Origin of the sequence: Faecalimonas umbilicata (assembly GCF_042846195.1) — a bacterium.
Classification (GTDB): Bacteria; Bacillota; Clostridia; order Lachnospirales; family Lachnospiraceae; genus Faecalimonas; species Faecalimonas umbilicata.
The window spans coordinates 1224838-1239450 of sequence record NZ_AP031411.1 but is presented as its reverse complement, the minus strand read 5'-3'; the positions used below and the strand labels follow the sequence as shown (position 1 = coordinate 1239450).

Here is a 14613-nt window from a genome sequence, read left to right as displayed (position 1 = left end):
TAACATTCTGTATTTCTTTAACCAATTCCCCCATACACGATCCCGAGGATCACTACAAGAATGGTCACGATCACAAACACATATTTTGCAAACGCAAGGAACCTTTTTCCAAGCGGTTTCCCTGCTCCTTCATTGATCGCCGCAAGCGCCTTTTCTCCATCATGAAGATAGTAAAAGACAATCAGCACAAGAAGTGCCATCAGCGGTGAAATTACAACTGTGATCAGATTGGTAAACTGATCAAAGGTTGTCATGCTCAAATTCAAAGGAACTGAGAGCACAAATGTGACAACTCCCACAAAAATCACCGCCTTTTTCCTTGTCAGCTTCGAGTGCGAAAGGATTGCCTCCACAACCCCTTCCAGCATATTAATAGAAGAAGAGATCGCCGCACAGAGCAAACTGATAAAGAAGATAACCGCAAGGATTGTTCCACCCGGCATTTTTTCAAAAATGATCGGCATCGTCATAAATAATAATGGTGGTCCTGATTTTGCATCCAACCCGAATGCAAATACCGCCGGCATGATCACAAAAGATGCAAGTACCGCTGCCAGCGTATCCAACACTGCCGTGCTGACCGCCAGATGCGGAATATCATATTCTTTCTTCAAATAGCTCCCATACACTACCATCCCGCATCCATTGATGGATACCGTGAAAAATGCCTGTCCAAGCGCCATCACCCATGTATCTGCTTTCAAAAGGTACTCCCATTTTGGCTGAAGCAGAAACTTCACACCTTCCATCGCTCCCGGAAGTGACAGTGACTGGAAAATCAGTACGATAAAAATCAGAAACAATGCCGGCATAATGATCTTGCTGATCCGCTCAATCCCTTTTACAACACCTGCACAAATGACCAGTACCGTCAGAAAAATCGCAACCGCATCCCATGGAATGGAAGCAGCTGAACCTGCAAACTCTGTAAAATAGGTGTTCTTATCCACCTTTGCCAGCTTTCCGGTTCCACTCATTACAAGGTATTTTAAAATCCACCCGACAACCACATTGTAAAACATAAAAATGCCAAGAAGCCCGATTGCCGGAAGCATTCCTACAATCTTTCCACCCTTCCATGTTCTTTCACGGAACACTTCTGAGATTCCAGTCATCGAACCGCCGCCAAAAGCACGCCCGAACGCAAATTCTGTAATCAGTCCTGTCGTCCCAAGAATCAAGACAAACAGAAAGTATGGGATCAAAAATGCCGCCCCACCGTAAGCGCCAAGCCGGTATGGAAACATCCATATATTTCCAAGTCCAATAGCCGAACCGATGCAAGCCATAACAAATCCCATTCTGCTCGTAAATTTTTCTCTCTTTTCCATAAGCAACTCCTTTTCTCTCCAAACCCATCCACAAAAAACATCAATCAGCAGATCGACTCAGACAGGCTTTCCGATTTCTCTCCATATACTATCACACTTTAAAGCATTAATGCAAGAAAAAAGTAGAAAATATATTTTTTTCCTGTTCTTTTGAATATCCGGCACGAAACATACCTATCCTATAATAAAAAACATAAGGATGTGTACTATGAAACCAGTAATCGGAATTATTGTCTGCGGTCTGATGGATGACCGCCAATTTGTAACTAATGCTTACATTCAATCCATAAAATATGCAAAAGGAGTCCCTCTTCTGCTCCCACTCGTGCGTTCTGACGAGGCACTTCAGACATATTGTTCTCTCTGTGACGGTTTCCTCTTCTGCGGTGGAAACGACATCACCCCACTTCTGTTTGGAAAAGAACCGGCAAAAGGACTGGGGGCAACCAACATCACACTGGATATTTTTCAACTTCGCCTTCTGCGCGCCATTCTAAAAACAAAAAAACCCCTGCTTGCCATCTGCCGTGGAATGCAGGTCTTAAATGTAGCCTGTGGAGGAACGCTTCTCCAAGATATCGATACCTCACTCCACGCACCCATCAATCATATGCAGCTTTCCGCCTCTAGAAGTGAAATCAGCCATAAAGTACTGGTCGCAAAAGGAAGTATTCTCTCCTCCATCACAGGTTCGTCCCTCTATACAAACAGTTTCCATCATCAGGCAGTCGACTCACTCGGCAAAGGGCTCGTCCCAACTGCCCGGACTTCTGACGGCATCATCGAGGCAATCGAACTTTCCGCTCATCCATTTGCCCTTGGAGTCCAATGGCACCCGGAATGTATGTACCGTACTTCTCCTGTCATGCGTGATCTGTTTGCTTCATTTATCACTGCCTGCCGCAAATAATTTATTTTGCCAGCCCCTGCTTCTGCAATTTCTAGTCATTGCCCCGACGCCTGCAATATGGTATGATATCCAGAGACATTTCAAACAACAAAACAAGAACCGGAAGGAAGATTTTAAACTCTTCTTTCCGGGCAATCATTATAACAAATAAAGGCAGGGCAATACCCATGACAGATCATCAGATTTCTTCCCTCTCCAGCCTGCTCCACCAGGATCTTTTTGAGTTTCTCAAAGGCTCAATTTCCGGTGGACTCCTCTGCGGCTATACCGGAGAAGGATTCCCTTTTCATTTCATCAGCGATCAACTGCTGCACCTTCTTGGCTTTGAGAGCCGCGAGGAATATTGTACGTTTATTAAAAATAAACTGATCAACGGCATCCATCCAGATGATCGGGAGTATACAACAGACACTGTTTTGTCTGCTCTAAACGAAGACCAGACGTACGAAATTAAATATAGAATGTTAAAAAAAGATGGTTCTTTTATCTGGGTCATCGGTCAAGGAAAGAAGTTTTTCCATAAAAATTCCGAATTTGTAGCAAGTATCTGTCTGGATATCACTGATACCATTGAACTGCAGCAAGAGCTGAGTGAACTTACCCATAACATTCCCGGTGGAGTCTGTAAAATTTTGATGGATCAGGATTTCACACTTCTTTATGGAAACGATAGCTTCTATCAGCTATATGGATACACTTCTGCAGAAATGCAGACACAACTGGGCAACAAGCTAATTGCCACGATCCTTCCTGAGGATGCAACGTCTATTATGGAAATCATCGAGCGTACTTACCGAAGTCAAGAATCTCATTTTGAATTTGAACAAAGAATTTTTCACAAGGACGGTTCCATACGCTATCTTCTGACAAACGGTGCCTTCAGCCATTCTCGGAAAGGAGTTCCCACTTTAAATTGCGTCATCATCGATATCACAAAGCGCCGACTATCTGAACAGGAACTTGCTATCAACGAAGAGCGTTTCCGGATTGCTGTCACACAGACACAGAGTGTGATCTTTGACTATCATATTCAAAAAAACAAGTGGTCCATTCGAAAGAAACAATGCACCTCTATGGACTGCCGGAAATCATGAATGATGTTCCGGAAAGTTTTGTGCGTTCTAAGATCATTCCTCGCAAACATGCTGCCGCTTTTCTTTCCATGTACAGAGAAATCCAACAAGGAAGTCCTCACAGCAGCTGCACCGTAGAAATCTTAGCAGCAGACGGAAAATATTACTGGAATACGATCACAATGACAACTGTTTTCAATGGTCAGCACAAACCGGTCCGTGCCATTGGTGTCGTGGAAAATATTACTCAGCATAAAGAAATGGAATATGCTTATCTCAAAGAAGAAACTTACCGACGTGCTCTGCTTGCAGATACTCTGTTTTACGCGGAAATCAACCTGACCGAAGGTATCATCGACACCCTCTCCGAGATGAATACCCAAGAATTGATGGAACACCTCTGCCGCTCTTATGACCAATATCTAAGAGTCGAAGGAAGCAAAAATATTCATCGGAAAGATTATCCCAAATTTCTGGAAACTTTTTCGCGTAAAAATCTTCTTGCAAATTATGCCAACGGGATTCAGGAACTCAAATTAGAATATCGTCATTTGACGAATTTTGGAAAGACTTGCTGGGTAGAAACAACTGCCCATATGATGAAAGACCCTGTTTCCGGAGATATCCGCTGTCTTCTCTACTTACATGACATTGATGCAGCAAAAAGAGAGCGGCTGACTCTTGAAAACGCCTCCCGGCTGGATCCTCTGACCAAGCTATATAACAAGGGAGCTGCTGAGACATTGATCCGCAGCCAATTAGAAGCAAGTTCTCCCGATGCCTGCCACGCATTTATCATCATTGACCTTGATCACTTTAAAAAGATCAATGATCTCCATGGACACGCTTGCGGAGACAAGGTGCTAAAAGAAACGGCAAAACGAATTCAGCAGCATTTCCGTTCGGACGATATCATCGGGCGAATCGGCGGAGATGAGTTCATTGCCTTTATCAAAAATATCCCTTCGAAAGACTTTCTGATCCAAAAGTTAGAAAAGCTTCGATATACCGTAGTACCTTTCCGCGGTATTCTTACATATAGTATGGGAATCTGCCTCACATCGAACTATGGATTTGACTTTGAAGTACTGTATGAAAAAGCGGATATCGCTCTTTATCACTCAAAAGCACGTGGGCGCAACTGTTTTACCTTCTATACTTCAGTCATGCATCTACCCGAACAAAATGGTATTCCTAAAAGTGAAATTGTTATGGAACCGGAGGATCCTGCATGGTCACAGGAAATCTTCCATGCGTTGATTGAAAATCTGGAGGATATTACATATCTGAGTGATCCATACACCTATGAACTCCTCTACGTTTCTCCGCAAGTCCGTGACATTTTAGGATTATCCGGCAATGATCCCATTGGAAAAAAATGCTACGAAGTACTTCAAGGAGAACACAAACCATGCCCATTTTGCACAAATCACCTTTTGGATCAAAAGCCGGTCATCTGGGAACACCACCACCGACTCCTGAACCGTGATTACCTGCTCAAAGATAAATTTATCACATGGAATCACCGTAAAGTGCGCATGGAGCTTGCAATCGATATTACGGATCTAAAATTGAACGGAATCCAGCAAAGATTTTCTATCGCATTAACAGAATATGCTTCTCTGCTGGAATCTCTGTCCGGAACAAAAGAGATCCTCCAGGTAGCCGCACAAACACTCGGCAAATTTTATCAGGCGGATGATGTCTGTCTGATTTATCCTGCCCATACGGGAAATTCTTATCATTTCAAATGCCTTTGGCATTACGAAAACTCTATTTCCCAAAGTGCATTGGTCCAACTGACTCAAATTGAAAAATACGCATTTATTCAGGACTTATTTTACACAAATGATATCATCCACATCCCGGATATTGAAATGCTCCGCCCAAACTATCCGGAGGAAATGCGACTTCTGGAACGTTACGAAATCCGGCAGATGCTTGGTTTTTCTTTCTCCGCTGAACACCCTAAAAATGCCTGCCTGATTTTATCCAACCCGCATACCTGTGGCAATGAGTTACATTTTCTTCGTCTGGTATGTCATCTTCTCACAAATCGGCTGCATAGTATCGATGCGGAGAAAAAACTAGACTATAACTTCTGGCATGATGCACTAACCGGCCTTTACAATCTTGCAAGTTTTTCTTCTTATACTAAAAAACGGCATTTTGAAGAACTCTCCTCCGTAGGACTTGTGCTTGCGGATATCAATGGTTTCAAACAGATTAACAATACGATGGGATATTCCTTTGGCAATCAGGTGCTTCTGGACACTGCTCGTGTTTTTCGAGAATATTTCCCAGATGCCTATCACTTCCGTCTCAGCGGAAATGAATTTTGTATTATCTGCGAAAATGCTTCCGGCAAATATTTTTATCAACAGATTTCACTATTACAGGCAGATCCCATCGTTCTGAGACATGACGGGATTTCCTTTGGCTACCACTGGATGCAAAAAGAAGTAGATTTTTCCATACTCAAATCTCTTGCAGAAGATTCGATGATGGAAGAAAAGCAAAAATATTACATGGAAACACCTTATTTTGCCAAACGGCATCGTCCTACTATCCTGCAACAAACATTGCGCGACTTAAAAGAAGAACGATTCCTCATCTACCTTCAACCCAAAGTAGATCTCTCCTCAAGAAAACTTATCGGAGCTGAGGCATTGATCCGGTATCGCCACGAGGAACGCGGCTTGATAGCACCTGATTTTTTTATTCCACCACTAGAAAAAGAGCACCTAATCCGCTATATCGATCTATTTGTTTTAGAACAAGCGTGCCGTCTTCTCGGGCGCTGGCAACAGGAAGGACATAAAACATTTCCTATTTCCATCAATTTTTCTAGAATTACACTGATGGAAGAAGAAATCCTTCCTTCCCTGCTTGAACTGGTACACACTTACCAAATTTCACCTTCTTTGATCCAAATTGAAATCACCGAGACTATCGAAGAGAAAGATTGCGATGTTCTCCTGACACTCAGCCACCAGCTACGGCAGGCCGGATTCACAATTGCCCTCGATGATTTCGGCACAAAATATACAAACTTGTCCATTCTCACCCACATGGATTTTGACGTTCTAAAACTTGACCGCAGTCTGATTCAGACACTGTGTTTCAGAGCATCTAATCAGACGATCATCAAGCATGTAATTCAAATGTGCAAAGAACTTCCGGTAGAAGTCATCGCTGAGGGCATCGAAAATGAAGAACAGGCAGCACTCCTCACCTCTATGGGATGTCCTTCTGCACAGGGATACTTATTCGGAGCACCAATGCCTATTTCCGAATTTGAATCTAGATTCATGCCGGCGGAAACAGATTTCAAAATCTCGCCATAGAAAAAGGAGGGATGGTCCGACTTTGCATCTGCATTGTCCGCCATCCCTCTTTTTCTAACTCTTTACAAAACCCCTTCATCTATCATAAGATCGGTCCCATCTGCCGCAGTCGTCGCCAGTGTGTCACATCTCTCGTTCTGCGGATGTCCATCATGTCCTTTCACCCAGATAAAAGTAACTTGATGTTGTTCCTTGGCTGTCAGAAGCCGTTTCCACAAATCCACGTTTTTGACCGGCTCATTTTTCCCGCGCTTCCAGCCTTTCTTGATCCATCCATCGATCCAGTGTTGATTAAACGCATCCACCACATATTTGGAATCCGAATACAACTCAACGCTGCACGGACGGTTCAGCGCTTCCAATCCTTTGATCACCGCCATCAGCTCCATCCGGTTGTTCGTTGTCCTTCTGTAACCACCGGACAGTTCTCTTGTATGTAATTCTCCTTTTCTATCTACATACTCGAGCACAGTTCCGTATCCTCCCGGTCCGTCCGGATTTCCTCTGGCTGCCCCATCTGTATAAATCTTTACATGCATATTCTTTCCTCCTGTCTGGTCCAGTTCCCCGTTGCTAAAAATTCTTCTGCCATTTTCTCTGCCTCATCTGTAATCCGATCTTCATATCCGATCAACCGAAGAAGTTTGATCGCATTGCGTGATACTGCTCTCCCCTTTTGCAGGCAATAATCAAACAGGATATCCTCATCCATGATTGTCTCCTGAAAATGATAATTGTCATAGCAGTTCTCCAGCAGATGTGTCAATTCAATATCATGCGTTGCCGCAAAACAAATCACACCTTCTTTTGCAAGACTTTTCAAGATCTGTGCGGAGGCCGCGATTCGCTCGACAGTGTTCGTTCCACGCAGCACCTCATCCACAAAACACAGCATCGGAACATCCTCGTTTACATGATTTAAAATCCTTTTCAATGACTTGATTTCCACAATGTAGTAGCTTTCATTCCCCTGCAAGTTGTCACGCAGAGCCATCGAAGAATAGATCTGAAAAAACGGCGCTTCATATTTTGCCGCCGGGCAGGTAAAAATCGTCTGCGCCAGCACCGTATTGATTGCCACGGTCTTTAAGAAAGTAGATTTTCCAGATGCATTGGATCCAGTCAGAAGAATACTTCGGTGCGCTATAACAGAATTTGCCACCGGATCTGCCAGCAGTGGATGATATACATTTTCCAGATAGATTTCTGCCTTCTTTCCTTCTGTAAAATTCGGTTTCTCATAATAAGGAAGAAATGTACGGAAAGATGCCGCGCTGATCATACTGTCCAAATATCCGATAATTTGGATCACTTCTTCAATTTTCCCTCTATTTTTTTCTGCCATTTCCAGCATCGAATTGAATTTGATTAAGTCAATGTGAAACAACATCCGGATATAATCAAGTACTGCATCGACCATCGATCCAGTCGCACCTCTCCCTGCCACAAGCACATGGGAATGTTTCAGAAATACATTCATTTCTTCCCGAATCTTATGTAGTTTGTCAAGATAAAACTGTATCTCCGGGATTTTTTCCTTCCCCAATGCTTCTGCTGCCCGAAGAACCCGGATCAGATAAGAAAAGGTGGCGATATATGGTTCAATCTCACTTTTTCTCACAAAATAACTTTTGATATTCCAGACTGCCGCCGCTATAAGCAAGATCATCCCAACCCCGGGAGCTGCCAGCAGCGCACCGACTCCGACAGCAATCGCTGCAATTGCCAGATAATGTCTGCTGTTTTTTTCACGTCTGACATCCTCCAGACGGTCAATGTAATCGCTCACAGAATATTTCGGCATTCCTCCGATCTCATAGAACAGATATTGCAGGCGGATCCTCTCTTCCTCATTTTTGGTGAAAAACTCCATCAGGCGATCTCGTTCCTTCAATTTCTCTGCCGAAAGCACCGGAGTCCGCAGAAGATAGTACAGATACTCTGCTCCCACCGAGGAAGTTGTGTGATCCATCAGCTGATAGACCTCATCCAAATCCAAATCGTTCCATGTAATATCATCTACATACGTCTCTGTGATCTTTCCCTTTCGCAGCTGCTGCTGAAAATAATGAGAAATGGACTCATACTTTGTACGGTCATATTCTTTCTCCGAAGCGGTACCCCACGCTTCTTTCCATGTGTTCTTTAAATATCGCTCTCTTTTCTTGGCATTTGCCGAAATCTGATACAAAAATACTATGATCAGCACAAAAATGATCAAAAGCAGTAAAATATCCTGTCCCATACTACCCCTCCTTCCTTCTGTCCACAAACAGATCCTGCTTTTTCTATGCTGTTCTCAGACAGTTTTTACTTTCTCTACGCTTCTTCCGGCAAAATGACTTCTTCCCCTTTGCCGCTGACACACCAAAATCTTGTTTTCTCATGTGTCTGTCCATAAGTTTCCACATACTGTTTCGCCAGCGCATACTCCTCCCACAGATGCATCGGAACCGCAAACTGCACTGGAATTTCTAATAGAAAATGCTCCATTCCAAGGGCATATGCATCTTCCTGCCTTGGATCCAGTACAAGAAATGCTACATCGATCGTCTTCCCTGACAATGCTTCTTTCAATTTCCCGATCTCTGACTGGTATCTTTCCTTCATTGTTTCGTTGTACAATGTAGATTCTTCTTCCCAGTGCCACCAGTTCAGATCCCCTGCATGATAAAAAAGTTTTCCTTCGCACGACACAAGAAATGCGACTCCTTCATCTGTGGAACGGAATGTTTCTATTACACAATTTCCAATTGTCTCTGTCTGATTCGGTGCGATTCTTGTCAAATCGGATCTGCAAATCTCACTTGCATCATATGACGCTTCAGAAATATCATCGGATAAAATGTATTTAATCTTCGGATACTGCTCTGTCCACCGAAAGATTTCCTTGGAAAAATGATCATAATGTCTGTGGCTTACAAACACATAGATTGTTTTCTCCGGATTCCAAAGCGGAAGTTCCCCCTGATAATAATCAAATACAAGTACGCTGTGCTCCAGCTCCACCGCAAAGCAGCTATGAGAAATATAAGTAATCTTTACCATGTCCTCTTCCTTTCTTTTACAAGCGCCACCATCGCCTCCAGTGTCGGCTGCTCTGCCATAAATGTCTGCATGCCATAGTGATCCGCTGCTGCCTTTGTCTGTTTCCCGATACAAAGTGCCTGTACTTTGGAAAAATCAAGTCCTTTTGCCGCCTGTGCAAAACCTCTTACTGTTGATGCACTTGTAAACATCACATAATCGGTCTTCCCCTGCTCAAATTCTTCCTGGTAATTGATAAATCCATATGCCTCATAATGCGTATCGTAAATCGGAAGATCTTCTATGAGTGCCCCGCTTCTCTTTTTAATCTCACGGATCAACTCCGGATTTCCAATCTTTGCCCGCGGAATCAAAATATGTTCATCAGAAAGTACCTCCCCAAGTGCTGCTCCAAGGTGCTCTCCATCATAAACTTCCGGCATCAGATCCGCATACATTCCTTGTGCTTCCAACGCGCGCGCAGTTCCGCTTCCAATCACCGCGATCCGAAGGTGAGAAAGGCTTCGCACATCCACGCGATGCTGCCGCAAGGCGCTCCAGAACACTTCTACACCGGTTGGACTGGTAAACACGATCCACTGGTATTTCTGGATGTGAAAAAGCACCTGCGAAACTCTTTCGTTTTCCACCTCCGGCACAATGCGGATTGCAGGCGCTTCCAACACCTCCGCCCCTTCTTCCCGCAACATTCCTGCCAGACGGCTGCTCTGCTCCTTCGGTCTTGTCACCATGATCTTCATTCCCGCCAATGGTCGTTTATCATACCATTCCAATGATCTGCAGGCGCATACCTCTCCCACAACAATAATTGCAGGTGTCTGAATCTTTGTCTCTTTTGCAAGTGCTTCTAAAGTTTCCAAGGTACCTGTGATCTTCCGCTGTCTTGCTGTCGTTCCCCGCTCCAAAATTGCCGCAGGTGTCTGCGGATCCATTCCCTCCCGGATTAGATTTGCACATAAAAACGGCAGTGTAGAGACTCCCATCAGAAACACCAGCGTTCCTTTCACACCCGCCAGTTCCCGAAATGGAATCTCGTCCGGCTCATGCCCTTCCTTTTTATGTGCCGTAATAATGTGCAGCGAAGAAGCAGCATCCCGGTGTGTGACCGGAATTCCCTGATATGCAGGAACCGATACTGCCGATGTCACTCCCGGAACAATTTCAAACGGAATTCCCGCCTTCTTTAGTTCTTCCGCCTCCTCCGCGCCGCGCCCGAACACAAACGGATCGCCACCTTTTAAACGGACAACTTTTTTCCCTTCCATCGCTTCTCTTACGAGAATCTGGTTGATTTCACTTTGTCTCACCCGGTGATTCCCGGAATGTTTTCCTACATCAATATATTCTGCATGTTCTGCCCCATAAGTAAGCACACCCTGCCCTGCAAGTCTGTCATAGACAATGACATCTGCTTCCGAAAGCAGACGTTTCCCTTTGACAGTCAGAAGTTCTTGATCCGACGGTCCTGCTCCAACAAGCCATACTTTCCCCTGCTTCTTAGTGTTTTGTTCGTAATTCATCCGCAAGCTCCCATCCTAAATGTGCTGACGCCCGGACCTCTGCCCGCTTCGTCGCAATTACATAGTTTCCTGTATCTTCTTCATAATATAGGCCAGTCAGAACCAATTCATCCTGTTCTATTCTTCCATATGCCGCCACCGGAGAACTGCACCCGCCATCCAGCCTTCGCACAAATGCCCGCTCATTTTCAGCGATCACTTCCATCTCCTCCGGCTGAAGTTCTTTCACAAGTTCCCGCATCTCTTCTCTTCCCTGCACGACAAGAATCCCCTGCCCTGCTGCCGGAAGAATCTCTTCTGGAGAAAAATACCGCTCGATCCTCTCTTCGAGTCCGAGTCTCTTTAATCCTGCTGCCGCAAGCACAAGGACATCATACTGTCCGCTGTCCAGTTTCTGAAGTCGTGTCTGGATATTGCCCCGGATCCCTCTGACTTCTGCATCCGGGTATAACTTCTGTAGCTGTATCCTTCTCCGGAAACTCGAACACCCGATTACACCCTGACCATTCCAGTTTTCTTTTCCTTTTGCAGGCACAAGTACATCCCGCGGATCCTCTCTCCTGGAATATGCAAGAATCGGAAGTTCCTCTGGTGTCTCCATCGGCATATCTTTCAGGCAGTGCACCGCCAGATCAATTTCCCCATCCAAAAGTGCGCGATCCAGTTCTTTTACAAAAAGTCCTTTCCCTCCGATCTGATCCAGACTTCTGTCAAGAATCTTATCTCCGGTCGTTTTCATCGTCACCAATTCTATCTCTAACTGCGGATGTAACTTTTTTAGTTCCTGTATGATCATCTCCGACTGTACTACTGCCAGCTTACTCTCTCTGCTGCCTACTCTGATTTTTCTCTTCATGTTCCATCTCCAAAACTTTTCTTATCCTTGCTGCTGTCTCTGCAACCTTCCTGTGATCACTTCCATCTCCCGTAATCCCCACGACAAGTTCCTCCTGGACTGCCACTGCTGGAAAATAGAAATCACAATCGGTTCTGTCCGTTGCAGTATTCGCCAGAATCTTCCGCTTACGGCACAGCATACAAATCTCATGATTTAGCTTTTTTACATTTGTCGCCGCCAGCACCAGAAAAAGTGCTTCCGTCAGATCACTCTCTTCAAATGCTTTTTCTTCTAATACAATTTTCCCTTCAGATACAAGCAGATGAAATGCCTCCTTTTGTTCTTTCGGGATCTCTTTTGCAATCACCTTGATGCGCGCACGAAACTGCAACAATGTCTGCACCCTCCGGAGTGCAATCTTCCCTGCTCCGACTACGAGGATATGCTTTCCTTCTATATCTATAAACATTGGAAAATAACTCATTTCGCTTCTCCTGTTCTCCCTTTTCGCGCAACTTTTCCTTTGGCTGTCATGCATCAAATTCCCTGTTTCTATTTTCTGCAATCTGCTTTCTTCCACGGAGGATTGCCTCAAGGACACCACCTCCGACCGCTCTTGCTTTATCAGAAATCGTAAAGCAGTAAGCGTATTCCCTGCGCGCATCAATATCCCCGCACTTCATTCCTTTTGATACAACAATTCCTTCCGGGAGCATCCCACGGATCATTCCACTCATCTGTGCGTAGACCGGATTCTTTCCGCACATTGCCACAAGCTGTCCTTTCTCTACGCAATCACCAATCTCTGCCTTCGGTTCAAATCTCCCTTCCCCGGAAGCACAGATCAACCGCTCCTTTGCATAACCTGCAATCACCCCCGGCACTCCAGTATTCGGAATTGCCGTTCCTTCTGTGATCACTCTTCCAAGATCATGTCCCCGCTTTGTTTCCACGACAAAATGGCAGTCCATCCCGGCTGTAAATCCAGGACCAACTCCGATAACAATGGGAGCATCCTCGATCTTCGTTCCAAGATTTTTCTTTGCAAGGATCGCATCTACCTCCACATCTGGCTGATACCAGTCCATATGCACACAAGTCGGATCTGTGATGACCGGGATTTTCTGCTGTTCCAGACAGCTTTCCAGCGCTTCTTTTGTCGATACACACTTTGCAATAATTCCTTCCACCTCGGCTTCAGACTCATAGACGGCTCTGGAAAACGCCACGTATCTACGGATTGTCGTCGGCTCACCGGTCTCAGTCATGATCACCTGAAATCCACTGTGATATAAGCGAACTGCGATCCCACTTGCCAGATCTCCCGCCCCTTTGATCAACACACGAATCGGACGCTCTCCTTCTATGAATTTTTTCATTTTCTCGCACACTCCGCAGTCTGTCCAGTCAAAATCTCCACGCCGTGAATCACTTCCTCCAAAATCTCCCCAAGACTTTCCTCTACCGCCTTCGGACTTCCCGGCAGATTGATGATCAATGTCTCCTTCCGGATCCCTGCCGCCGCGCGGGAAAGCATTGCACGTTTCGTATACTTCATACTTGCCGCACGCATTGCTTCCGGAATCCCCGGGACAAGCCGTTCACAAATATCAGTTGTCGCCTCTGGTGTACAGTCTGTTTTGGAAAATCCCGTTCCACCGGTTGTCAGTATCAGATCCGCCATCTGGCTATCCGCGATCACCGCCATCACTTTTGCAAGTGTCTCTCTGTCATCCGGCAGAATCTTTTTGAATGTGACTTCCATTCCGGCTTCTTCCACAATCTCACAGATTTTCGCTCCGCTGATGTCTTCCCGCTTCCCTGCATATCCAGTTGTACTGGCTGCAATTACAGCAACTCTTATTTTCATCTGAACTCCTCCTCATTTTTCTATCTATTTTTATCTATCTCAACATCACAATTTCTTTCCTGATTTTTATGTTCCAAATATTTTATTTTGTCCTTCATTCTCTCTTCCCGCGAAGGCTCCCAGTCTATATCACATAGCTATGGCAGGTCATCGTCCTCCCCAGTTTTTCAAAATACATCGTATAATCTTCGACATAGGTGTACCCGCATTTTCTGATCAGTGCGTTGGATGCCGGATTATCGGTAAATGCATCTGCAAAGCAATAATCATACTCCTGCTTAATCTTTTTTGTCCAAAACCGGAGCAGTTCTGTGCCATACCCCTTCCTATGATATTCCTTCCCCAGAACAAATCCGACTCCTGCACACTTTTTCCCTTTATAAGGCTCTTCTTCCATCTTTTCAGGAAAAATACGAAAATAACCAATCACCTTCTGGTCCAGAAGGATTGCAATTCCATTCTCATCTTCCACTAAATTTTGAAAAAACTCACGAAACTCCTCCTCGGATCCCAGCGCCTGATATCCGGCAGGCTCCGCGATCAATGGATCCGATAAAATGGCATGCAGCGCTGCCCCATCGCTCTCTGTAATTTTTCGATAATGAAGTCTTTCTGAAGATATCTCCTTTTCTATCATACTCTTTCTCCCCTTTGCAAATTTAAACGGAAAACGACT

Annotated in this window: 13 protein-coding genes; 3 read left to right on the top strand and 10 right to left on the bottom strand. The window is 44.8% G+C overall.

Features of this window, described 5'->3' with window-relative positions; translation table 11 throughout:
* Positions 1-17: 17 nt before the first annotated feature.
* Complete coding sequence (locus ACGG81_RS05905) at positions 18-1331, bottom strand: sodium-dependent transporter (RefSeq protein WP_016439109.1); 1314 nt, start codon at positions 1329-1331, stop codon at positions 18-20.
* A 208-nt stretch (positions 1332-1539) separates the two neighbouring features.
* Between ACGG81_RS05905 and ACGG81_RS05900 the strand changes: the two genes are divergently transcribed.
* The 3 genes from ACGG81_RS05900 to ACGG81_RS05890 all read left to right on the top strand — a co-directional run bounded on the left by ACGG81_RS05900 (position 1540) and on the right by ACGG81_RS05890 (position 6661).
* A complete protein-coding gene (locus ACGG81_RS05900) occupies positions 1540-2241 on the top strand; it encodes a gamma-glutamyl-gamma-aminobutyrate hydrolase family protein (protein WP_009262650.1) in 702 nt (233 codons plus the stop codon).
* Positions 2242-2408: 167 nt separating this feature from the next.
* Positions 2409-3335 (top strand): PAS domain-containing protein, encoded by a 927-nt coding sequence (locus ACGG81_RS05895; RefSeq protein WP_390110083.1) that lies wholly within the window; start codon positions 2409-2411, stop codon positions 3333-3335.
* Positions 3332-6661: an EAL domain-containing protein gene (locus ACGG81_RS05890; RefSeq protein ID WP_390110082.1), complete on the top strand. Its 3330-nt coding sequence runs from the start codon at positions 3332-3334 to the stop codon at positions 6659-6661. The genes ACGG81_RS05895 and ACGG81_RS05890 overlap by 4 nt, the downstream gene beginning before the upstream one ends.
* Positions 6662-6723: 62 nt before the next feature.
* On the opposite strand, the gene rnhA is transcribed toward ACGG81_RS05890, so the two are convergent.
* From rnhA to ACGG81_RS05845, 9 genes are all read right to left on the bottom strand, one after another.
* Complete coding sequence (gene rnhA, locus ACGG81_RS05885; RefSeq protein ID WP_008976053.1) at positions 6724-7200, bottom strand: ribonuclease HI; 477 nt, start codon at positions 7198-7200, stop codon at positions 6724-6726.
* Positions 7191-8906 (bottom strand): MutS-related protein, encoded by a 1716-nt coding sequence (locus tag ACGG81_RS05880; RefSeq protein WP_390110080.1) that lies wholly within the window; start codon positions 8904-8906, stop codon positions 7191-7193. The genes rnhA and ACGG81_RS05880 overlap by 10 nt, the downstream gene beginning before the upstream one ends.
* A gap of 74 nt (positions 8907-8980) precedes the next feature.
* Complete coding sequence (locus ACGG81_RS05875) at positions 8981-9709, bottom strand: MBL fold metallo-hydrolase (RefSeq protein ID WP_320852359.1); 729 nt, start codon at positions 9707-9709, stop codon at positions 8981-8983.
* Positions 9703-11229 carry a uroporphyrinogen-III C-methyltransferase gene (gene cobA, locus ACGG81_RS05870; RefSeq protein ID WP_270458417.1) on the bottom strand — a complete coding sequence of 509 codons (1527 nt, stop codon included), beginning with the start codon at positions 11227-11229 and terminating at the stop codon, positions 9703-9705. Before cobA ends, ACGG81_RS05875 begins: the two co-directional genes overlap by 7 nt.
* Positions 11207-12085 carry a hydroxymethylbilane synthase gene (gene hemC, locus ACGG81_RS05865; protein ID WP_270458419.1) on the bottom strand — a complete coding sequence of 293 codons (879 nt, stop codon included), beginning with the start codon at positions 12083-12085 and terminating at the stop codon, positions 11207-11209. Before hemC ends, cobA begins: the two co-directional genes overlap by 23 nt.
* Positions 12048-12551, bottom strand: coding sequence for a bifunctional precorrin-2 dehydrogenase/sirohydrochlorin ferrochelatase (locus ACGG81_RS05860; protein ID WP_117576242.1), 504 nt, complete (start codon positions 12549-12551; stop codon positions 12048-12050). The genes hemC and ACGG81_RS05860 overlap by 38 nt, the downstream gene beginning before the upstream one ends.
* A gap of 46 nt (positions 12552-12597) precedes the next feature.
* On the bottom strand, positions 12598-13446 hold the full coding sequence (yqeB, locus tag ACGG81_RS05855; protein WP_390110077.1) for a selenium-dependent molybdenum cofactor biosynthesis protein YqeB: 849 nt from the start codon (positions 13444-13446) through the stop codon (positions 12598-12600).
* A complete protein-coding gene (locus tag ACGG81_RS05850; RefSeq protein WP_390110074.1) occupies positions 13443-13937 on the bottom strand; it encodes a molybdenum cofactor biosynthesis protein B in 495 nt (164 codons plus the stop codon). The genes yqeB and ACGG81_RS05850 overlap by 4 nt, the downstream gene beginning before the upstream one ends.
* A gap of 124 nt (positions 13938-14061) precedes the next feature.
* Positions 14062-14574 carry a GNAT family N-acetyltransferase gene (locus ACGG81_RS05845; protein ID WP_120091472.1) on the bottom strand — a complete coding sequence of 171 codons (513 nt, stop codon included), beginning with the start codon at positions 14572-14574 and terminating at the stop codon, positions 14062-14064.
* Positions 14575-14613 lie beyond the last annotated feature (39 nt).